Origin of the sequence: Streptomyces sennicomposti, assembly GCF_019890635.1 — a bacterium.
GTDB lineage: Bacteria > Actinomycetota > Actinomycetes > Streptomycetales > Streptomycetaceae > Streptomyces > Streptomyces sennicomposti.
Genome location: NZ_JAIOAB010000012.1, coordinates 35,838 through 57,041 on the forward strand (window position 1 = coordinate 35,838; position 21,204 = coordinate 57,041).

General features: G+C 73.3%; 20 protein-coding genes. 9 read left to right on the forward strand and 11 right to left on the reverse strand.

What is annotated here, in order from left to right:
• Positions 1–68: 68 nt before the first annotated feature.
• Positions 69–503 carry a nuclear transport factor 2 family protein gene (locus tag K7787_RS09840; protein WP_223001145.1) on the reverse strand — a complete coding sequence of 145 codons (435 nt, stop codon included), beginning with the start codon at positions 501–503 and terminating at the stop codon, positions 69–71.
• A gap of 93 nt (positions 504–596) precedes the next feature.
• On the opposite strand from K7787_RS09840, the gene K7787_RS09845 reads away from it, so the two are divergent.
• Positions 597–1,163: a TetR/AcrR family transcriptional regulator gene (locus K7787_RS09845; protein ID WP_043260656.1), complete on the forward strand. Its 567-nt coding sequence runs from the start codon at positions 597–599 to the stop codon at positions 1,161–1,163.
• A 725-nt stretch (positions 1,164–1,888) separates the two neighbouring features.
• Here K7787_RS09845 and K7787_RS09850 read toward each other — a convergent pair.
• Entirely contained in the window at positions 1,889–3,103 is a 1,215-nt protein-coding gene (locus K7787_RS09850) for a TerD family protein (protein ID WP_199293369.1), read from the reverse strand.
• A 169-nt stretch (positions 3,104–3,272) separates the two neighbouring features.
• Positions 3,273–4,082 (reverse strand): NAD-dependent epimerase/dehydratase family protein, encoded by an 810-nt coding sequence (locus K7787_RS09855; protein ID WP_223001146.1) that lies wholly within the window; start codon positions 4,080–4,082, stop codon positions 3,273–3,275.
• Positions 4,083–4,336: 254 nt separating this feature from the next.
• On the opposite strand from K7787_RS09855, the gene K7787_RS09860 reads away from it, so the two are divergent.
• A complete protein-coding gene (locus K7787_RS09860; protein ID WP_223001147.1) occupies positions 4,337–5,281 on the forward strand; it encodes a 5-dehydro-4-deoxyglucarate dehydratase in 945 nt (314 codons plus the stop codon).
• The gene (locus K7787_RS09865; protein WP_223001148.1) at positions 5,278–6,441 is read left to right on the forward strand and encodes a hypothetical protein; all 1,164 of its coding nucleotides are present in this window, start codon (positions 5,278–5,280) and stop codon (positions 6,439–6,441) included. The genes K7787_RS09860 and K7787_RS09865 overlap by 4 nt, the downstream gene beginning before the upstream one ends.
• 113 nt (positions 6,442–6,554) lie before the next feature.
• On the opposite strand, the gene K7787_RS09870 is transcribed toward K7787_RS09865, so the two are convergent.
• A complete protein-coding gene (locus K7787_RS09870) occupies positions 6,555–6,818 on the reverse strand; it encodes a hypothetical protein (protein WP_223001149.1) in 264 nt (87 codons plus the stop codon).
• Positions 6,819–6,903: 85 nt separating this feature from the next.
• A complete protein-coding gene (locus tag K7787_RS09875) occupies positions 6,904–7,488 on the reverse strand; it encodes a hypothetical protein (protein ID WP_223001150.1) in 585 nt (194 codons plus the stop codon).
• A 367-nt stretch (positions 7,489–7,855) separates the two neighbouring features.
• Between K7787_RS09875 and K7787_RS09880 the strand changes: the two genes are divergently transcribed.
• On the forward strand, positions 7,856–8,659 hold the full coding sequence (locus K7787_RS09880; RefSeq protein ID WP_223001151.1) for an HAD family acid phosphatase: 804 nt from the start codon (positions 7,856–7,858) through the stop codon (positions 8,657–8,659).
• A gap of 65 nt (positions 8,660–8,724) precedes the next feature.
• On the opposite strand, the gene K7787_RS09885 is transcribed toward K7787_RS09880, so the two are convergent.
• On the reverse strand, positions 8,725–9,498 hold the full coding sequence (locus K7787_RS09885; RefSeq protein ID WP_019982880.1) for an IclR family transcriptional regulator: 774 nt from the start codon (positions 9,496–9,498) through the stop codon (positions 8,725–8,727).
• Positions 9,499–9,640: 142 nt separating this feature from the next.
• On the opposite strand from K7787_RS09885, the gene K7787_RS09890 reads away from it, so the two are divergent.
• From K7787_RS09890 to K7787_RS09900, 3 genes are all read left to right on the forward strand, one after another.
• Positions 9,641–11,170 carry an aldehyde dehydrogenase (NADP(+)) gene (locus K7787_RS09890; protein WP_223001152.1) on the forward strand — a complete coding sequence of 510 codons (1,530 nt, stop codon included), beginning with the start codon at positions 9,641–9,643 and terminating at the stop codon, positions 11,168–11,170.
• A 217-nt stretch (positions 11,171–11,387) separates the two neighbouring features.
• Complete coding sequence (locus K7787_RS09895) at positions 11,388–12,110, forward strand: DsbA family oxidoreductase (RefSeq protein ID WP_223001153.1); 723 nt, start codon at positions 11,388–11,390, stop codon at positions 12,108–12,110.
• Positions 12,111–12,216: 106 nt separating this feature from the next.
• Entirely contained in the window at positions 12,217–13,266 is a 1,050-nt protein-coding gene (locus K7787_RS09900) for an aminotransferase class V-fold PLP-dependent enzyme (protein ID WP_164388086.1), read from the forward strand.
• A 68-nt stretch (positions 13,267–13,334) separates the two neighbouring features.
• On the opposite strand, the gene thpD is transcribed toward K7787_RS09900, so the two are convergent.
• The 5 genes from thpD to K7787_RS09925 form a co-directional block, all read right to left on the reverse strand.
• Positions 13,335–14,228, reverse strand: coding sequence for an ectoine hydroxylase (gene thpD, locus K7787_RS09905; protein WP_009187943.1), 894 nt, complete (start codon positions 14,226–14,228; stop codon positions 13,335–13,337).
• 5 nt (positions 14,229–14,233) lie between these two features.
• On the reverse strand, positions 14,234–14,638 hold the full coding sequence (locus K7787_RS09910; RefSeq protein ID WP_009187942.1) for an ectoine synthase: 405 nt from the start codon (positions 14,636–14,638) through the stop codon (positions 14,234–14,236).
• A gap of 114 nt (positions 14,639–14,752) precedes the next feature.
• Positions 14,753–16,024, reverse strand: a complete 1,272-nt coding sequence (gene ectB, locus K7787_RS09915; RefSeq protein WP_009187941.1) for a diaminobutyrate--2-oxoglutarate transaminase — start codon at positions 16,022–16,024, stop codon at positions 14,753–14,755.
• 88 nt (positions 16,025–16,112) lie between these two features.
• Positions 16,113–16,688 carry a diaminobutyrate acetyltransferase gene (gene ectA, locus K7787_RS09920; RefSeq protein WP_223001155.1) on the reverse strand — a complete coding sequence of 192 codons (576 nt, stop codon included), beginning with the start codon at positions 16,686–16,688 and terminating at the stop codon, positions 16,113–16,115.
• Between the two features lie 331 nt (positions 16,689–17,019).
• Entirely contained in the window at positions 17,020–18,126 is a 1,107-nt protein-coding gene (locus tag K7787_RS09925; protein ID WP_223001156.1) for a pyridoxal-phosphate-dependent aminotransferase family protein, read from the reverse strand.
• 132 nt (positions 18,127–18,258) lie between these two features.
• Between K7787_RS09925 and K7787_RS09930 the strand changes: the two genes are divergently transcribed.
• Both K7787_RS09930 and K7787_RS09935 read left to right on the forward strand, forming a co-directional pair.
• Positions 18,259–19,356, forward strand: coding sequence for an amidohydrolase family protein (locus tag K7787_RS09930; RefSeq protein ID WP_223001157.1), 1,098 nt, complete (start codon positions 18,259–18,261; stop codon positions 19,354–19,356).
• A 307-nt stretch (positions 19,357–19,663) separates the two neighbouring features.
• Positions 19,664–20,599: an SCO1860 family LAETG-anchored protein gene (locus tag K7787_RS09935; protein WP_223001158.1), complete on the forward strand. Its 936-nt coding sequence runs from the start codon at positions 19,664–19,666 to the stop codon at positions 20,597–20,599.
• Positions 20,600–21,204 lie beyond the last annotated feature (605 nt).

The following is a 21,204-nucleotide window of genomic DNA, read 5'->3' on the forward strand; positions in this document are numbered from 1 at the left end:
CGTGACCGGTCGGCGCGGGCGCGGGCCGCACCTGGTGCGGCGGCCCGGGGGTGGCCGGACCTGACGCGTCAGTCCTGGTCGCGGCCCGCCGGGGGAGCGGCCGCGGCCGCGTCCATGTAGTCGCGCACGTGCACGAGCAGGCCGTCGCGGACGCGCAGCACCAGCAGGCCGGGTACCGCGAAGGGCCGCCCGGCGGGAACGAGCGTCCCGGCGACCGTCTGCTCCACCACGATCACCTCGGGGTCGGCGGTGGCGTGGACGGCGACCTCGTCGATCCGCTCCGGCCGGGCCGGGCTCGCGCCCCACAGCGCCCGGTACCCGGCGCGCACCTCCTCGCGCCCGTGGTAGCGCCGGGGCAGGCCCGGGAAGGCGAACGGGAACTCGTGCACGGCGTCGGCCGCGTAGAGGTCGGCGAGGTCGTCGGCGGACCGGTCGAGGATCGCCTGCCGGTAGCGGGCCAGCACCTCGCGCGGGCCGGTGTCGGCCGGGCGGGGAAGAGTCACGGCCGGACTCCTTCCGGGAGGAAACGGGGACTGTCTCCGTTTCGGTGTCCGATACCATACGGAGATGGTCTCCGGCTCGCAAGGAGTATCTGGATGACGCAGGTCAGGCCCATGCGCGCGGACGCCCGGCGCAACTACCAGCGGCTGCTGGAGGTGGCGGCGGAGGCCTTCGCCGAGCACGGTGAGAACGCCTCGCTGGACGACATCGCCAAGCGGGCGGGGGTCGGTTCCGGCACGCTGTACCGGCACTTCCCCAACCGCCGGGCGCTGCTGGAGGCGGCGTACACCGACCGGATGGCGGCGCTGGCCGCGCGAGCCGACGAACTGGCGGCCGAGCTGGCGCCGGGCGAGGCGCTGGTGGCGTGGCTGACCGAGCTGGCCGTCGGGACGGTGCAAGTGCGCGGGCTGAAGGCGCTGCTGGGTTCGGCCGTCACGGACGGCGACTCGGCCGCGGTCACGGTGTGCGCCGCGTCGATCAAGGGCGCCGCGGCCCGGCTGGTGGCCGCCGCGCAGGGTGCGGGCGCGCTGCGGGGCGACATCGACTCGGTCGACGTGCTGCGGCTGGCGCACGGTGTGGTGTCCGCCTCGGAACTGGCGGACGGCCAGGACCGGCACATCCGCCGGTACCTGTCACTGCTGATGGAGGGACTACGGGCGTAACCGCCCCCGAACGGGCCCCGGCCCGGCCCCGATGGGCACTTCGTCCTCGACCGTCCCGGCCCGAACGGGCACTCGGTCCTCGACCGTCCCGGCCCGAACGGGCACCCGGCCTCGACCGGCCCCGGCCCGGACAGGCTCAGCCGCAAGCGGCCCGAGCCCTGATCGGCCTCAGCCCTGGCGACCCCGGCCGGTCTCAGCCCTGGCCGCCCCCGACCGGCCTCAGTCCCGGTCGACCGTCGACCACCGAACGCCACTGAACGCCGCCGAACGTCGACCGGTCCCGACCCGGTCGGCTCCGCCTCGACCGTCCCGGCCCCCACCGGTTCCTGCCCCGACCGGCTCAGCCCGGACCGGTCCCGGCCCCTACCGGCTCAGCCGCAGCCGATCCCAGCGCCGACTGGCCTCATTCCTGGCCGGCCCCGGCCTCCGGCCGGTCCTGACTCCGGCCGATGCCGGTTCCGACCGGCTCAGCCGAAACCGGCCCCAGCCCGACCGGTCTCAGCCCGACCGGCCCCAGCCCGACCGGTCTCAGCTCGGCCGGTCTCAGCCCTGGCCGACCCGGGCCCGACCGGCCTTGGTCCTGGCCGACCGACACCGAACGTCGACCGGTCCCCGCCCCGGCTCCGCCGGTCCCAGCCGCGATCCGGTCCGCCCCGCGACCGGGTCCGCCCCCGCGACCGGGGGCCGCCCCGCCGCGGGGGCGGACCCCGTCGCCCCGTAGTCCGCTACAGCGCCTGCGCCGCCGGCTTGACCATGTTGCGTACGGTGCGGGCCTTGAGGAAGTCGCCCATGGCCGTCATCTCCCACTCGCCGGAGTACTGGCGGATGAGCTTGGCCATCAGGACGCCGGTCTGGGGCTCGGCGGAGGTGAGGTCGAAGCGGACCAGTTCCTCGTCGGTGGCGGCGTCCAGCAGCCGGCAGTAGGCCTTGGCGACGTCGGTGAACTTCTGGCCGGAGAAGGAGTTCACGGTGAAGACCAGACCGGTGACCTCCTGGGGGATGCGGCCGAGGTCGACCACGATCACCTCGTCGTCGCCCGCGCCCTCGCCGGTGAGGTTGTCGCCGGAGTGCTTGACCGCGCCGTTCAGGATGGCGAGCTTGCCGAAGTAGCAGCTGTCGATGTGGTTGCGCTGCGGGCCGTAGGCGATGACGGAGGCGTCCAGGTCGATGTCCGCGCCGCGGAACGCCGGCTCCCAGCCGAGCCCCATCTTCACCTGGGACAGCAGCGGGCGGCCGCCCTTGACCAGGGACACCGTCTGGTTCTTCTGCAGGCTGACCCGGCCCTTGTCCAGATTGACCTTGCCCGTGCCCGGCGCGGGCGCGGCGGCCGGCGGGGCCGGGGGAGCGGCGGGGGCGGGAGGGGTGACCTGGGGCTGCATCGCGGGCGGGGGAGTCACCGGCTGCGGCGGGACGCCCGGGTGCGGGGCGGCGGCCGGGGCGGGCGCCGGTTCCTCCACCGAGACGCCGAAGTCGGTGGCGATGCCCGCGAGCCCGTCGGCGTACCCCTGGCCCACGGCGCGCGCCTTCCACTGGCCGGCGCGCCGGTAGATCTCCATGACGACCAGCGCCGTCTCGGCGCCGAGCTGCGGGGGTGTGAACGTGGCCAGCGCGGCGCCGGTGTCCGCGTCGCGCAGGGTGGCGGTGGGCTCGATGCCCTGGAAGGTCTGTCCGGCGGCGTCGGGGCTCGCGGTGACCACGATCTTCTCGATGCCCGGCGGCACGGCGGCGGTGTCCACGCTGATCGCGTCGGGGGCGGCGCCGCCGCCCGAGCGGTAGGTCACGCCCGGTCCGCTGGGCTGGTTGTAGAAGATGAAGTCGTCGTCGGAGCGCACCTTGCCGTCGGCGGTGAGCAGCAGGCCCGAGACGTCCAGCCGCACCGGGGCGGCGACGTCCACCGCCACTCGGGTGGCGGTGAGCGGGATGTTCGAGCCGGGGGTCATAGCTGTCATGTGGGGGGTAACGAACGAGTCCGTTTTACCGTTCCCTTACCTGCCGAACGGGTGACGGGCGCGCGCTGACGGCGTACCGGGCGCGCGCGGGACGCGGGACGCGGGCCCGGTACGCCCGGACCGTCACCGCGGCCGGACCGTCACCGCGGCCGGACCGTCGTCAGTACGGCCAGATCGGCGGGTCGGTCACGAAGTGGCCGCCGAGGTACGCCTGCGCCTCGTCGTCCGGGTCCGGCTCCCCCTGCTCGGCGATCAGCTTCGCGGCGTACGGCTCGGAGTCGTCCCGCGGTTCGTAGCCGAGCGCCCGCGCGCTGGTCAGGTCCCACCACAGGCGGGTGTTGGCGGAGGAGCCGTAGACCACGGTGTGGCCGACGTGCTCGGCGGTCAGCGCGGCGTGGAAGAGACGCGCGCCGTCGGCGGGGCTCAGCCACAGCGACAGCATCCGCACACTCGTCGGCTCCGGGAAGCAGGAGCCGATGCGCACCGAGACGGTCTCCAGGCCGTGCCGGTCCCAGTAGAGCTGGGCGAGATCCTCGCCGAAGGACTTGGACAGGCCGTAGAAGGTGTCGGGGCGGCGCGGGGTGTCCACGGGGATCAGCGGGTCGGCGCCGCGCGGGCGGGGGGTGCGGCCGACGGCGTGGTTGGAGGAGGCGAAGACGATCCGGCCGACGCCCTCCGCGCGGGCCTCCTCGTACAGGTGGTAGGTGCCCTCGATGTTGGCCTTGAGGATCTTCTCGAACGGGGCTTCCAGGGAGATGCCCGCGAGGTGGACGATCGCGTCGACGCCCCGGACCGCCTCGCGCAGCGCCGCCGGGTCGCAGAGGTCGGCGGTGACGGCGTCCGGCTCGTCCTCGATCGGCCGCAGGTCCAGCAGGCGCAGGTCGTAGCCGTACCCGGGCAGCAGGCCCCGCATCAGGGTGCCGAGCCCGCCGGCGGCACCGGTGAGCAGAACGGTGCGGGGAGCGGGCATCGTCGGCCTCCTGGCGTCGAACGTCGAACGGCTGTATGTGTGGATGCTATTCACATGCGTGGACACGCTAGGGATGCGGGTCCTGCTCCGTCAAGTAGGGCGTGCCGGCCCAAGTGGGGCGTGCGGGCCGGGAGTCGGGCGCCGTGCGGCCGTCGCGCGCGCTTGACCGGCCGTTATCGGGCCGCGTAGCGTGGCGTTGTTCATGCATATGGACACCGATCAGAAACGTGAGCGCCTGCCCCCAGGGAGAGCCCGTGCCGCCAGCCGCCCCCCTCGCCGAACGCCTCAGCATCCCCAGCGGGCCGCTGTTCTTCCCCGTCACCGCCTACGGCCCCGACGGCCGCGTCGACCTCGACGCCTACCGCGCCCACGTCCGCCACGGCATCGACCACGGCGCCGCCGCCGTCTTCGCCTGCTGCGGCACCGGCGAGTTCCACGCGCTCACCCCCGAGGAGTTCCAGGAACTGGTGCGCGCCGCCGTCGAGGAGAGCGCCGGACGCGTGCCGGTCGTCGCGGGAGCCGGCTACGGCACCGCCCTCGCCGTCCGCTACGCCCGCCTCGCCGAGGACGCCGGCGCCGACGGGCTGCTCGCCATGCCGCCCTACCTCGTCGTCGCCGGCCAGCAGGGACTGCTGCGCCACTACCGCGAACTGGCCGCCGCCACCGCCCTGCCGGTCGTCGTCTACCAGCGCGACAACGCCGTGTTCGCCCCCGAGACGGTGGTCGAACTGGCCCGCACCGACGGCATCATCGGCCTCAAGGACGGCCTCGGCGACCTCGACCTCATGCAGCGCGTCGTCAGCGCCGTGCGCACCGAGGCGCCGGGCGACTTCCTGTACTTCAACGGCCTGCCCACCGCCGAGCAGACCCAGCTCGCCTACCGCGGCATCGGCATCCACCTGTACTCCTCCGCCGTCTTCTGCTTCGTCCCCGAGATCGCCCTCGCCTTCCACCGGGCGCTGCGCGAGGGCGACGACAGCACCGCGCACCGCGTCCTGGACGGCTTCTACCGCCCCTTCGTGGAACTGCGCGCCCAGGGCGCCGGGTACGCCGTGTCGCTGGTCAAGGCGGGCGTACGGCTGCGCGGACTCGACGTCGGCGAGGTGCGGCCGCCGCTGCACGAACCCGCCGACGAGCACGTCGAGCGGCTCGCCCGGCTGATCGAGCACGGCCGCGCGCTGCTCGGGGAGGACGTGTGAGGGCGGGCGCGTTCCTCTACCCCTGGGACGTCGTCGGCGACCCCGGCGCACCCGAACGCGTCGTGGCGCTCGGCGTCCGGTCGGTGACCCTCGCCGCCGCCTACCACTCCACCCGGGCGCTCACCCCCCGCCACCCGCGCCACCGCGTGGTCACCGCCGGGCACGCCGCCGTGCTCTACCCGCCCGGCGACCGCTGGGCGGGCCGCGCCCTCAGGCCGTACCCGGCCGGCGACTGGGCGCCCGGCGACGCGTACGGCGAGGCGGCGCGGGCCCTGGCCGGGGCCGGTCTGGAGGTGCACTCCTGGGTGGTCCTCGCCCACAACTCCCGGATGGGCGCGGAGCATCCGCAGACCTCCGTCGTCAACGCCTACGGCGACCGCTACCCGTGGGCGCCGTGCGTCGCGCAGCCCGCCACCCGCGCCTATCTGACCGACCTGGCCGCCGAGGCGGCGGTGCGGCCCGGCGCGCACGGCACCGAGCTGGAGTCGCTCGGCTGGTACGGCCTCGCCCATCCGCACGCCCACGACAAGACCGCCGGGGTGGCGCTCGGGGAGGCCGGGCAGTACCTGATGTCGCTGTGCTTCTGTCCGTACTGCCGCACCGGCTACGGCGAACACGGCCTGGACGCCGACCGGTTGGCCCACGCGGTGCGCACCGCGCTGGAACCGGTGTGGCGGGGCGCGCCCGAGGACGAGGGCTGGGCGGGCGTGGAGAGGCTGCTCGGCGAGAGCACGGCACGGGCCACCCGCGCCTGGCGCGAGGAGCGGGCGCGCACGCTCCAGGAGGCGGCGGTCGCCGCGGTCCGCGCGGCGGCCCCCGAGGGCTTCCGGGTGCTGCTGCACGCCGACCCGGCGCCGTACCGCTGCGGCGCCAACGCCGGGGTGGACCCCGCGCACATCCTCTCGGTCGCCGACGGCGTCGTGGTGCCCTGCACGGGCGGGGCCGGTCTGCTCGCCCCGTTCGCCGGGCAGGGCCGCCCGGACGCCGTCCTGGCCGCGAACCTCACCGTCGTCTCCGGCATGGGCGGCCGCCCGGACACCCTGGCCGCCGACGCGGCCCGCGCACGCGACCTCGGAGCGAACGAACTGCGGCTGTACCACGCCGGGTTGGCGTCGGACGCCGATCTGGCGGCGGTGCGCTCGGCGCTCGGGCGGTTCTGAGCGGGCCGGTTCCCGTCCTCCGGGCACACGGGCCTGTGGAGGACCGGGCATGCCACGTTGCCGCCGCCCGGCCGGAGCGCCCCGCAACTGCTTCGGCGCGGCGGCGCAGCGGCTCAGCCCAGACGCCACAGGGCGTAGGCCGCGACCACCAGCAGCAGCCCCGCACCCGCCATGACCGCGCCCAGGAACCGCAGGTACCCGACCGAGGAGTAGAACGTCGTCGGCCCGCCGAGCCGCCCCATGTCCGCCCACCTCTCCTGGCTCTTCCGGCGGATCCGCTCGGCCCTGCGCGTGGCGATCCCCCGGACGTCGAACGCCCAGTTCACCCCGCACCACAGGGCGAGCAGGCCGCCTGCGGCGAAAACGATCTGGATCACTGTTGGATGTTCTCCCCTCATCGGCAGGACGCGGACCGGGCCGTACCGGTGACGGTCCTTGTCCGCCTGGTTCATGGTCGAGACGTCAGCCGGTGGTCTGGACGGTGACGGATCCGGGATCGGGGAGTTCCGTGGGCGGGGTGTCCCCGTACCAGGTGAATTCGAGCGCTGAGAGCCTCCCGTCGCTCACCCAGACGAGGAGTTCACCGAAGAGGTCGCCCGAGCTGTCGACGACGGTGCCGGCGGCCGGAAGGACCCCGTCCCCGATCGGTGCCGCCGGCACCGAGTCCGGCACTTCCACGTCGATGCTCGGGGAGTCGGCTCCCCAGTGACCCTTGACGCGGGCTTTCGGTAGCTGGTTCCTCAGCTCCGCCACACCGGGGAACTCCGACCCGAGGAGTTTTCCGAAGATCTTCAGCTCAAGAGGGGAAAGAGGCCTGCTGGACGGGTGATCTGTCATGGTGTGGATCCTGGGAACTTCGAGGAGATGAAAGCGGTGCCCACGCGCGGGCCAGGAGGCGCTGCGGTGCACGGGCACCCGTACGTCGTCGACCGCGTCGGCGAAGGTCCGCCAGGCCGTCGCCGCGTCGCGCAGCTTCCCGGAGTCGGCCTCGGGCCACCACAGGCCCATCTTCAGCAGGATCTTGCGGGCCTCGTCCTCAATGCTCACCCGTGCCGCCGTTCTTGCCGGGGACCTTCACCTCGGTGAAGACGCCCGCGACGAGTTCGTCGTGGTCGACGTGCCCGTCCGCCATGTCGGCCATGGCCTCGTGAATGCTCGTCAGCCCGAGCACCAGGACGCCCCGCCGCGCTCTCGGTCTTCTTCTGGAGCAGCTCGCAGTACCCCCGTTCGCGACAGCGGCTCCCGATCCTAGGGAAGGCGCGTCAAGGGAAGGTCATGTCGTGCTCATGTGCGGGCAACGCCCCGGGCGAAGGAATCGCGTATCGATCGGGTAACGCCTCTCGCGTCCCGGACGTGATGCGCGTAGACAATGCGTGACCTGGTGCATCAACCACTCATCAGACCCGGAGAATCCATGCGGAAGTCCCTCAAGGCGACGGCCATCGCCGCCAGTTGTGCCGTCGCCGGCGTCGCCCTCTACGGTGCGGGCGCCGCCACCGCCGGCCAGTCCACGGCCAACTCCACGCACGAGCCCTACAACATCGGGCTGCTGACCAAGGACATCGACACCTACTACGGCACCGCGCTCGACGCCGACGGCGTGTACCAGGCGTCGCCGAGCAGCCAGTACGCCAAGGACCTGGCGCGCATCGACGCCGACGCCAAGCGGCACATCGACCAGGCGGCCCGCAAGGCGCAGCAGCACCACCACCAGGGCAAGAAGCCCGCCGTCGTCTTCGACATCGACGACACGCTGCTGCTCAGCCTGGACTACGAGAAGAAGAACAACTACGGCTACAACAGCGCCACCTGGGCCGCCTACGTCGACCAGGCGAACCGGCCCGAGGTCTTCGGCAGCCCCGAACTCGTGCGCTACGCCGCGAAGAAGGGCGTCGCCGTCTTCTACAACTCGGGCCTGTCCGAGGCGCAGCGCACCGCCGCCGTGCAGAACCTGAAGAGGGTCGGCGCGGACGTCAACCTCGACGCCGGCCACATGTTCCTCAAGGACGCGGCCAACCCGCCGGCGTACCTGAAGGACTGCGCGACCCCGGGCGCCTGGAAGTGCACCACCGTCCAGTACAAGTCCGGCACCCGCAAGCACATCGAGGACCTCGGCTACGACATCGTCGCCAACTTCGGCGACCAGTACTCCGACCTCGACGGCGGCTACGCCGACCGCACCTACAAGCTGCCGAACCCGACGTACTTCGTCAGCTAGGCCTTCGAGGGACCGCACGGGTGTGCCCCCGCCGACGCCGGCGGGGGCACACCCGGGTCCCGTGCTCAGAGCCTGCGGGTGGCGAGGGTCAGCCGGTCGCGGGCGTCGAAGAGGGCGTCCTTCACCATCTGCTCGTGCGCGGGCGTCAGCCGCGCCACCGGGACGGAGCAGCTGATCGCGTCCCGCGCCGGGGTGCGGTAGGGGATCGCCACGCCGAAGCAGCGCAGACCGAGGGTGTTCTCCTCGCGGTCCACGGCGAAACCCTGCTCGCGGATCTGGTGCAGCTCCTCGATCAGCTTCTCGCGGTCGGTGATGGTGTTCTCGGTCAGCGCGGGCAGCGTCTTTGGGAGCAGCTTGCGCACCTGCTCGTCGGTGTACGTGCTCAGCAGCGCCTTGCCGAGCGAGGTGGAGTGGGCCGGCAGCCGGCGGCCGACGCGGGTGAAGGGGCGCAGATAGTGCTGCGACTGGCGGGTGGCGAGATAGACGACGTTGGTGCCGTCCAGCCGCGCCAGGTGGATGGTCTCGGTGGTGTCGTCGGAGAGCCGGTCCAGGGTCGGCCGGGCCGCCGCGACCACCTCGTCGCCGTCGATGTAGGAGGTGCCGACCAGCAGCGCCCGCACGCCGATGCCGTAGCGCGTGCCCGTCGCGTCGGTCTCCACCCAGCCCAGCTCGACCAGGGTGCGCAGCAGCATGTACAGGCTGGACTTGGGATAGCCGACGGCCTCCTGGACCGCGGCCAGGGAGTGCATGCCGGGCCGGCCGGCGAAGTACTCGAGCAACTCAACGGTCCGCACCGCGGACTTGACCTGCGCCCCGCCGCCTGTCTCGCCTGCCGACATCGCCCTTGACCCCTTCGTTCCACGGGAAATAGTCTCCGACGCATATTCATCATCAGAGACAGCGTTCAGTATATCGAACAACCCTGATGGACGACCCATGTACTGCGGCAGGACATCCGCACGACATCTGGAGGGACCCGCGGTGGCAGCAGCACCAGTCTGGAGCGTCGATCCCCGTACCGGGAAGCAGCGGGAACAGGTTGCGGTGGAGGCCACAGCCGAGGAGGTGGACGCCGCCGTCCGCGCCGCCCACGACGCCCGCGCCGCGCTCGCCGACCGCACCGTACGGGCCGCCTTCCTGCGCGCCGCCGCCGACCGGCTGGCGGCAGCCGAGGACCGCCTGGTCGAGGCCGCCGACGCCGAGACCGCCCTCGGCCCGGTCCGGCTCACCGGGGAACTCGCCCGGACCTGCTACCAGTTGCGGGCCTTCGCGGACATCGTGGACGAGGGCGCGTTCCTCGACGTGATCATCGACCACCCCGACGACACCGCCACCCCGCCGATCCCGGACCTGCGCCGCTACAAGGTGCCGCTCGGCGTCGTCGCCGTCTACTCCGCCTCCAACTTCCCCTTCGCCTTCTCGGTCGCCGGCGGCGACACCGCCAGCGCCCTGGCCGCCGGCTGCCCGGTGGTCGTCAAGGCCCACCCGGACCACCCGGCGCTGTCCGAGCTGGTCGCCCGGCTGGTGCGCGGGGCCGCCGCCGAGCACGGCGTCCCGGGCGGCGTCCTCGGCCTGGTCCACGGCTTGGAGGCCGGCGTCGAACTGGTCCGGCACCCGCTGGTGGCCGCCGCCGGTTTCACCGGCTCGGTGCGCGGCGGCCGGGCGCTGTTCGACGCGGCGGCGGCCCGCCCGGCGCCGATCCCCTTCCACGGCGAACTGGGCTCGCTCAACCCGGTCCTGGTCACCGAGGCCGCCGCCGCCGAGCGGGCCGAGGCCGTCGGGGCCGGGCTCGCCGGGTCGATGACGCTCGGCGTCGGGCAGTTCTGCGTCAAGCCCGGCCTGGTCCTCGTCCCGGCGGGCGCGCCCGGCGACCGGCTGGTCGAGTCCCTCACGGACGCCGTCAGCGACACCGCCTCCGGCGTCCTGCTCGACCACCGGATGCGCGACGCCTTCCTCGCGGGCATCGCCGAGCGCACCGCGCTGCCCGACGTCGACACCCCGGTCACCCCGGGCGCGGGCGGTGAGCACACGGTGAGCCCGGGCTTCCTGACCGTCCCCGCCGCCAGGCTCACCGGCGAGGGCGCCCACGACCTGCTGCTGGAGGAGTGCTTCGGGCCGGTGACCGTGGTGGCCCGCTACGCCGACGAGGCGGAGGCCACCGCCGTGCTGTCCCGGCTGCCCGGCAACCTCACCGCGACCGTCCACCTCTCCACCGGGGAAGCCGCCGGTGAAGGCGACGGCGCGCGGCTCCTGGCCGAGCTGACCCCGCTGGCCGGACGCGTCGTCGTCGACGCCTGGCCGACCGGCGTCGCCGTGGCCCCCGCCCAGCACCACGGCGGCCCCTACCCGGCGACGACCTCCACCTCCACCTCGGTCGGCGGCACCGCGATCGAACGCTGGATGCGGCCGGTGGCGTACCAGAACGCGCCGCAGGCGCTGCTCCCGCCGGAGCTGCGCGACGACAACCCGCTGGGGCTGCCGCGGCGCTACGACGGGCGGCTGGAACGCTGAGGTTGACGGGCGGGGCGGCGACGCCGACCCGCGGGGCGGGCGGTGCCGACCCGGCGGGCGGCGCACCGGCCGCCCGCCCCGCCGCCGCCGACGGCGCCTCCGGTCCGGGGCCAGCGCCGTCCGCGCCGGGGAATGAACCGCGCTGCTTGAACGTTCACATACGGCGCGGAGGGCGGCCGCCCGCCGCGTTCCGTACGAGCTGGAGAGAACCGAGAACATGCGCGTCGAGATCTGGTCGGACATCGCCTGCCCCTGGTGCTACGTGGGAAAGGCGCGGTTCGAGAAGGCGCTGGCGGGCTTCGCGCACCGTGACCGGGTCGAGGTCGTGCACCGCTCCTTCGAGCTGGACCCGCACCGCGCCAAGGACGACGTCCAGCCCGTGCTCACCATGCTCACCGAGAAGTACGGCATGAGCGAGGCGCAGGCGCAGGCCGGCGAGGACAACCTCGGCGCCCAGGCCGCCGCCGAGGGACTGGACTACCGCACCCGGGGCCGCGACCACGGCAACACCTTCGACATGCACCGCCTGCTCCACCTCGCCAAGGAGCACGGCCGCCAGAGCGAGCTGCTGGACGCGCTGTACCGGGCGAACTTCGCCGAGGAGCGCTCGGTGTTCGCCGAGGGCGACGAGCGACTGGCCGAGCTGGCGATCGCCGCCGGGCTCGACGCCGACGAGGTGCGCCGGGTCCTCGCCGACCCGGACGCCTACGCCGACGAGGTCCGCGCCGACGAGCGGGAGGCCGCGCAGCTCGGCGCCACCGGGGTGCCGTTCTTCGTCCTGGACCGCAGGTACGGCGTCTCCGGCGCCCAGCCCGCCGAGGTCTTCGCGCAGGCCCTCGCCCAGGCGTGGCAGGAGCACACCCCGCTGACCCTCCTCCAGGGCGGCGACGGCGGCGCGGACGCCTGCGGCCCGGACGGATGCGCCGTGCCGCACGCCTGACGTAGCGCCGTTTCCGCAGGCCGGCGCGGGGCCAGGAGGCGGCCTCGGGGAAGCCGCGGCGACCTGGGCGATGGACCACGACTCCACGGGGCCGCACAGTGGACCCATGGAGACCTTCGAGAACCTCGTCCGTGCCGAGTTCGCTCCGAGGAACACCTATCTGAACACCGCGACCCTCGGGCTGCTCCCGGCCCGTGCGGTCACGGCGCTGCGCACCGCCGTGGACGCCGCTGCCGCCGGGCGGCCCACCGACATGTTCGCGGACGTCGAGGCGGCCCGCGCGAGCTTCGCCCGGCTGCTGCGGGTCCCCGACCGCCGGGTCGCGGCCGGCGGTTCGGCCGCCGTCTACAGCGGCCTGATCGCCGCCGCGCTGCCCGAGGGCGCCGAAGTCGTCACCGCCGAGGACGACTTCACCTCCACGGTCAACCCGTTCCACGTGCGCGGCGACCTGAAGGTGCGCACCGTCCCGCTGGACCGGCTCGCCGACGCGGTACGGCCCGGCACCGCCCTGGTCGTGGTGAGCGCCGCGCAGTCGGCGGACGGCCGGATCGCCGACCTGCCCGCGATCCGCGCGGCGGCGCGCGAGCACGGGGCGCGCACCTACGTCGACGCCTCCCAGGCGGCCGGCTGGCTGGACCTCGACGCCGACCACTACGACTTCGTCTCCGCCGTCGCCTTCAAGTGGCTGCTGTGCCCGCGCGGCATGGCCTTCCTCGTCGTCCCCGAGGACCTCGGCGGACTGCGCCCGCTGTTCGCCGGCTGGGTGGCGGGGGAACGGCCCTGGGACAGCTGCTACGGCCCGATCGGCGAACTCGCCCGCTCCGCGCGCCGGTTCGACGAGAGCCCCGCCCTGTTCTCCTACGCCGGCGGGCGCCGCTCACTGGAACTCGTGGCGGAACTGGGGGTGGACGCGATCCGCGCCCACGACCTCGCCCTCGCCGACCGGTTCCGCGCCGGGCTGCGCTCCCTCGGCCACGAACCGGTCCCCGCGCCCGCCTCCGCGATCGTCTCCGTGCCCGGACTCGGCCGTCGGCAGGGTGAGTTGAGCGAGGCGGGCGTCGAGGTCGCGAACCGCGCGGGCCATCTGCGGGCCGCGTTCCACCTCTACAACACGCAGGCCGACGTGGACCGCCTCCTGGACGTGCTCGCCGGCTGAACCGCGAAACGGCAGGGGCCCTCTCGTCCCACCCGAGAGGGCCCCTGCCGATCTTGTGCGGAACGCGCTCACCTCACCGGAGTGAAGTCCCGCGCCCCGATGAACTCGGGGCGGCGGACCGGGGCCGCGAACGGCTCCACCGCCGTGTTCTCCACGCTGTTGAACACGATGAACACGTTGCTGCGCGGATACGGCGTGATGTTGTCGCCGGAACCGTGCATGCAGTTGCAGTCGAACCAGGTCGCCGAGCCGGCCCGGCCGGTGAACAGCCGGATGCCGTGCTCCCCGGCCAGCGCGGTCAGCGCCTCGTCGGACGGCGTGCCCGCGTCCTGCATCTGCAGCGACTTCTTGTAGTTGTCCTTCGGCGTGGCGCCCGCGCAGCCGAGGAACGTCCGGTGCGAACCGGGCATGATCATCAGGCCGCCGTTGGTGTCCAGGTTCTCGGTCAGCGCGATCGAGACGGACACCGTGCGCATGTTCGGCAGACCGTCCTCGGCGTGCCAGGTCTCGAAGTCCGAGTGCCAGTAGAAGCCGCTCGCCCCGAAGCCCGGCTTGACGTTGATCCGGGACTGGTGGACGTACACGTCCGAGCCGAGGATCTGCCGCGCCCGGCCGACGACGCGCTCGTCGCGCACCAGCTTCGCGAACACCTCGCTGATCCGGTGCACCTCGAAGACCGAGCGGATCTCCTTCGACTTCGGCTCGACGATCGACCGCTCGTCGGCCCGGATCGCCGGGTCGGCCACCAGCCGGTCCAGCTCACGCCGGTAGACGGCGACCTCGTCGTCGGTGATCAGCTGGTCGACGGCGAGGAAGCCGTCCCGCTCGAACGCCTGGAGGTCGGCGGTCGCGATCGGGCCGGGTGTGTCCGGGGAACCCCAGACGACCGGGTCCTGGCGGGCAACGGTCACCTCGGTGGCGCCGCGGGTGGGGTACAGGTCCTTCACGGGGGCGACGGTCATGGTCCTCACACCTCCTCGGGCTCGGTGAGCAGCGGGTAGACGCCGTTCTCGTCGTGGTCCTCCCGTCCGGTGACGGGCGGGTTGAACACGCAGATGCAGCGGAAGTCCTCCTTGACCTTGAGCGTGTGCCGCTCGTGGCCGTTGAGGAGGTACATGGTCCCGGGCGTGATCGTGTACGTCTTCCCGGTCTCGCGGTCGGTCAGCTCGGCCTCGCCCTCCACGCAGACGACGGCCTCGATGTGGTTGGCGTACCACATCGACGTCTCGGTGCCCGCGTAGAGGATCGTCTCGTGCAGGGAGAAGCCGACCCTCTCCTTGGCCAGGACGATGCGCTTGCTCTCCCAGGTGCCGGACGCCGCCTTCACGTGCCGGTCGGTGCCTTCGATCTCCTTGAACGAACGGACGATCACGGTGCTGTGTGCCTCCTTGCAGGTGGTGACGGTGCTTCTGGCAGGTGTGCCGCGCGGGTGTGCCGCAGGTGTGCCGCGGGTGTGCGCAGGCGTGCCGCGGGTGTGTCCCGGGGCTCAGGCGGTCTCGCGGACCGCGCGGGCGAGCAGGCTCATGCCCTCGTCCAGTTCCTCGGGTGTGACGGTCAGGGCCGGCAGCAGCTTGACGACCTCGCTCTCCGGGCCGGAGGTCTCCACCAGCAGGCCGAGTTCGAAGGCGCGGCGCGCGATCCGCCCGGCGCGCTCCTTGTCGTGGAACTCCACGCCCCACACCAGGCCGCGGCCCCGGTACTCCTTGATGTCGGCGAGGTTCTCCTCCGTGATGGAGACGAGCCACTGCTCGACCTGCTCGCCGCGGGCGCGGGTCTGCTTCTCCATCGCCGACCCGTCGGTCCAGTACGCCTCCAGGGCGGCGGTGGCGGTGACGAAGGCGGGGTTGTTGCCGCGGAAGGTGCCGTTGTGCTCGCCCGGCTCCCAGATGTCCAGCTCGGGCCGGAACAGGCACAGCGACATCGGCAGGCCGTAGCCGCTGATGGACTTGGACACCGTGACGATGTCCGGGGTGATGCCCGCCTCCTCGAAGGAGAAGAAGGCGCCGGTGCGGCCGCAGCCCATCTGGATGTCGTCGACGATCAGCAGCATGTCCTGCCGCTCGCACAGCCCGGCCAGGGCGCGCAGCCACTCGGGGCGGGCGACGTTGATGCCGCCCTCGCCCTGCACGGTCTCCACGATCACCGCGGCCGGCTTGTTCAGCCCGGAGCCCTGGTCCTCCAGCAGCCGCTCGAACCACAGGAAGTCCGGCACCTGGCCGTCGAAGTAGTTGTCGAACGGCATCGGCGTGCCGTGCACCAGCGGGACGCCGGCGCCGGCCCGCTTGAAGGAGTTGCCGGTCACCGCCAGCGAGCCCAGCGACATGCCGTGGAAGGCGTTGGTGAACGACACGATCGCCTCGCGCCCCTTCACCTTGCGGGCCAGCTTCAGCGCCGACTCCACCGCGTTGGTGCCGGTCGGGCCGGGGAACATCACCTTGTACGGCAGGTCGCGCGGGCGCAGCACCAGGTTCTGGAAGGTCTCCAGGAAGCGGCGCTTGGCCGTGGTCGACATGTCCAGACCGTGGGTGATGCCGTCCCGGTCCAGGTAGTCGAGCAGCGCCCGTTTCAGCACCGGGTTGTTGTGCCCGTAGTTGAGCGAGCCGGCGCCGGCGAAGAAGTCGAGGTACTCATGGCCGTCCTCGTCGTACAGACGGCTGCCGCGCGCGCGGTCGAAGACGGTGGGCCAGCCGCGGCAGTAGCTGCGCACCTCGGACTCCAGGGTCTCGAAAACGCTCAGGTCCGGCTGGGTGATGGTCACGACGAATCGCTCCTCGGGTGGGGGAGTGGGAGGTCGGTCGAGTCGGGAGAGAAGAGGCGGGGCGGGGCGGGGCGGTGGTGCGCGCGGTTCAGCGGGCGAGCGGGCCGATGCGGTACAGGACCTCGGGGTCGTGCGGTCCGTCGGGGAACTGCTCGGTCGCGAACAGGACGTCGCGCTCGCAGCGCGCGCCGTGCCGGGCGGCGAAGGAGGTGAACAGCCGCTCGGAGGCGGTGTTGCCCGGGGTGATGGTGGTCTCGAGGTCCGTGACGCCCTGCTCGGCGGTGACGCGGGCGGCGAGCGCGTCCAGCAGCCGGGCGGCCAGGCCGCGGCCGCGGTGGCCGGCGTCGACGGCGACCTGCCACACCAGGAGGGTGCCGGGGCGGTCGGGCCGTACGTATCCGGTGACGAAGCCGACCGGCTCGCCGTAGGCGTCGCGCGCCACCACGGAGGTGGCGGCGAAGTCGCGGCACCACAGCAGATAGCTGTACGAGGAGTTCACGTCCAGCGTCCTGGAGTCCTTGGCCAGCCGCCACAGCGCGGCGCCGTCGGCGACCGAGGGACGCCCGAGGGACACGGCGCCGGATTCGGCGCGGGAGATGTCCTCGGATACGGCGTTCGGCATTTCCGGTCGGTCGGTTCGCAGGTCTGCTTGTGCGGCAGTCATGCGAATTGAACTTACCGAGCTGAATTGAAAAATGCATCGCCCCGGGCCCTTACGTGGGCGCGGTCCATGTGTTATCGCGTGTGCGCGCAGTCGCGCGAGGGGGCGGCGTGATGTGGGGGTTTGCCCGTGCATTACCGGACAAAAGGCCCCGCTTTGTGGAGTGCGTCACAATGACGTAACCCCGCCGAGACCTCGCGGAATTACACCACCGGACCTTCTTCGAATCGTTGGGTTTACGGATTGGGAAACGGGGCAGGAGAAGACGGGCAGCTACCCCGACTGAATTCCCGGAATTGTATTGTTTTCCTGTTCCGATAAAACCGGCCGGCGACTACTGCCGCCATGCCTCGGCGACGGCGCGGCGCGCGCCCTCGAGGTCCGCCCGAGCGCCCTCCTCGGCGGCCAGCGCGGCGCCCAGGGCCGTCACGGACGCCTCGACCGCCTCCCGGGTCGCGTCGGGGCCGTAGTGGTTGACCCGGATCATCTCCTTGGCGAGGGCGCCGCCGCCGGCCGCCAGCGGCAGACCGGGCTCGCCCGCCAGCGCGCGGGCCACCAGATCGAAGGCGGCGACCCCCGCCGTCACCCGCAGCGTGGTGGCGACCGGCGCCGCCTCGGACGCCTCGCGCACATACGGCTCCAGGCCCACGCCGAGCGCCCGCACACCCGCCCGGGTGGCCGCGGCCGCGGCCCGGTGGCGGCCCATCACCGCGTCCAGGCCCACCGCCTCGATGCGCTCGACACACGCCTCCAGGGCCAGCATCTCCAGCTGCGCCGGGGCGTGCAGCAGCGCCTTGCGGCCGCCGTCGATCCAGCGCTCCTTCCAGTCCAGCAGGGACAGGTAGGAACGCCGCGGAGCCTTCGGGTTGGCCGCCATCCGGGCCCAGGCGCGCTCGCTCACCGACACCGCCGACACACCCGCCGGGCCGCCCATCGCCTTCTGCGCCCCGATCACGCACAGGTCCACGCCCCACGCGTCCGGCAGCACCGGCTCCGCGCCGATCGACGCCACCGCGTCCAGGTAGAACAGGGCGCCCTGCTCCCGCACCGCCTCGCCGATCTCGGCGACCGGGTTGGTGTTGCCGGTCGCCGCCTCCGCGTGCACCAGCGACACGAAGTCGATCTCCGGGTGCTCGGCGAAGGCCTCCCGCACCTGCGCCGCGGTCACCGCCGTGTGGAACGGCACCGCCAGGTCGTGCACCGTCGCGCCGCAGTCCCGCAGCCAGTCGCCGAACGTCTGCCCGTACGGGCCGGTGATCACGTTCAGGGCCACCGTGCCCGGCCCGGCCGCGGCGCGGATCGCGCCCTCCAGCGGCAGCAGCGCCTCGCCCTGCGTGATCAGGACGTCCTGCTCGGTGGCGAGCAGCCGCGCCACCCGGTCCTCGATGGAGGCGAAGCGGTCGGCGCTCAGCGGGGCGAGGTCCAGGAACGGGTGCGTCACGGCGTGCTCTCTTCTCGGTCGGCTCTCGGTCGTCGCGGGGACGACCGCCTCTGGGTCGTCGCGGGTACGACTGGGTCGAGGGTAACCGGCGGCCCTCCCACCCCCTCCCACCGGTGACTTAGGGTGCCAGGCATGAGCGATGACGCGGTGCTGCACGTGACGGGGCGGGTGCTGGCGGGCCCGCGCGAGGACCAGGTCCACGACGAGCTGTGGGTGGTCGGCGGCCGGATCGCCTACGAGCGTCCCGCCGGAGCGCGGGACGTGCGGACGGTGCGCGGCTGGGCGCTGCCCGGCCTCGTCGACGCCCACTGCCACGTCGGCCTGGACGCGCACGGCCCGGTCCCCGAGGACGTCGCCGAGAAGCAGGCGCTGACCGACCGGGAGGCCGGGACGCTGCTGATCCGCGACGCCGGATCGCCCTCCGACACCCGCTGGATCGACGACCGCGACGACCTGCCGAAGATCATCCGGGCCGGCCGGCACATCGCCCGCACCCGCCGCTACATCCGCAACTACGCCTGGGAGATCGAACCGGAGGACCTGGTGGCGTACGTCGCCCAGGAGGCCCGGTGCGGCGACGGCTGGGTCAAGCTCGTCGGCGACTGGATCGACCGCGGCCTCGGCGACCTGTCCGCCTGCTGGCCGCGCGAGGCCGCCGAGGCAGCGATCGCCGAGGCCCACCGCCTGGGCGCCCGCGTCACCGCGCACTGCTTCGCCGAGGACTCGCTGCGCGACCTGGTCGAGGCGGGCATCGACTGCGTCGAGCACGCCACCGGCCTGACCGAGGACCTGATCCCGCTGTTCGCCGAACGCGGCGTCGCCATCGTCCCCACCCTGGTCAACATCGCCACCTTCCCCTCCCTCGCGGCCGGCGGCGAGGAGAAGTTCCCGCGCTGGTCGGCCCATATGCGCCGGCTCCACGAGCGCCGCTACGACACGGTCCGCGCCGCCTGGGACGCCGGCGTCCCGGTCTACGTCGGCACGGACGCCGGCGGCTCCCTGCCGCACGGCCTGGTCGCCGCCGAGGTCGCCGAACTCGTCAAGGCCGGCATCCCGCCGCTGGACGCCCTGTCGGCGACGGCGTGGGCCGCGCGCGAGTGGCTCGGCCGCCCCGGCCTGGAGGAGGGCGCGCCGGCCGACCTGGTGGTGTACGAGGAGGACCCGCGGGCGGACGTACGGGTGCTGGCGGGGCCGCGGCGGGTGGTGGTGAACGGACGGGTCGTGGGATAGGCGCACCTTTCGCCCGCCGACCCGCCTTCGCTCGCGCGCACGGAGCGCGACTGCCGCCTGTGTTGACGGGGCGTGACCGGCGCCCCGGCGGGTCGTTGTGCACTCCGTCGTACGCGCCGGTGCGTCAACCAGGGCGTTCGTACGCGAGGGGCGTGTGGGTGACGCGGAGGAACACCTGTGCCGAAGGAATCGAAAAGACGGCCGGAAACCCCTCGTTGGAGTGAAGTCACGCTGGATCGCCGCCCGTTCACTCTCGGTGCGTAATCCTTTCGGGGTCCCAAGCACTCCTCTGAGGGGGTCCCACACCTTGAACGGCCACACCTTCCGCACGCCCGCGCGCCGCTGCGCCACCCTCGCCGCCGTCACCGCCCTCGCCGCCGGCCCCGCCGCCCTGTCCGGGGCGGGCGCCGCGCACGCGACCGACGGGGGCGGCCAGGGCCGCGCGAGCGCGTCCGTGCTGCGCACCGACCTCGACGTGTCCCTGCTCAACAAGACGGTGGACGTCCCGCTCACCGTCTCCCTGAACGAGGTCCAGGCGCCCGCGAGCGCCCATCAGACCGCGCTGAGCGCGCGGTTGGACGGCGTCGACGGCGGAAAGCCGTTCAGCGTGCTGCGCGCGGACGTGGCGAAGACCGACGCGACGGTCACGGACGAGAAGGCGGAGGGGGCCGTCGACCTCGCCCGCGCCCGCCTCCACGTGCCCGGCCTCCCGCTGCTGTCCCTCATCGAGGTCGACCAGGTCACGGCGAAGGCCACCTGCGCGACCGGGCATGCGCCGGCGGCCACGAGTGACGTCCTGGGCGCCGTGACCGTGCTCGGCCGGAAGGTTACGCTGACGGCGGGCGGCACGACCGAGGTCAAGGCCCCGGGGGTGGGCGAGGTCCGCCTGGACCTCTCCCGCCGTACGACGACCTCGCGTACGGCGGCGGCCACCGCGCTCGAACTGAAGGTGTCCGTCAACCCGTTGAAGCTGAACGTGGCCGACGTCGAGGGCACGGTGACCCTCGCCAAGGCGACCTGCGAGACACCGGCGGGGGCCGCGGAGGAGCCCGCCCCGGCGGCCGCCTCGACCCCGCCGCCGGCGACGCCCGCCGCGGACGTGAAGCCGCAGGGCGCCCCCGCGGGGAGCGACCTCGCGGAGACGGGCGGCAGCTCGCTGACGCCGTATCTCGCGGGAGGCTCGGTGGTGCTGCTGGCCGCGGGCGGAGGAGCGGTGGCGCTGACGCGCCGTCGGCGGGGGTGAGGCGGGGGCGCCCGGGTTTTTCTTTTCCCACCCACCCACCCGACTCGCTGGCGATGGCGCTGCGCGCCGGCTGTGGGGGGTGGAGTCCTGGGGTGTTTCGTGGGGTGAGGGGGGTGTCCTGGTGCCCGTCCTGGGGGCTTCGCCCCGGACAAGCTTTTCCCGTCCGTCCGTTTGCCCGACTCGGTGAGAACGGCGCTGTGCGCCGGCCGGGGGCGGAGCGTCCGGGTGTCTTGTCCGGTGAGGCACGCTGAAGGCGTTGCTCAGGGGCACCGGCCCCCGGACCCCGCCCGGCCTCTGCCACCCGCCCGCCCGACTCGGTGGCGAGAAAAGGGGTGCCCTTCCCGGCATGGGAGCGCGAGCTCGGGCGCAGGAGAGGGCGAGTCCGCACTGTGGAGAGGCGGAGTCTCCGCCGGGGCGCCGGAGGGGAAGCCTCGGCGGAGCCTGTCCCCGGGGAGGCACCCGGCGCTGTTCGGGGGTGCAGGGGGCGGAGCCCCCGCCGGGGGTCGGGGCGGAGCCCCGGAGGGCTTCTTTTCACTCACCGAGTCGGGTGGGCGGGTGGGAAAGGCTTGTCAGGGGGTCGGGGCGGAGCCCGGGGGGGGCGTGTT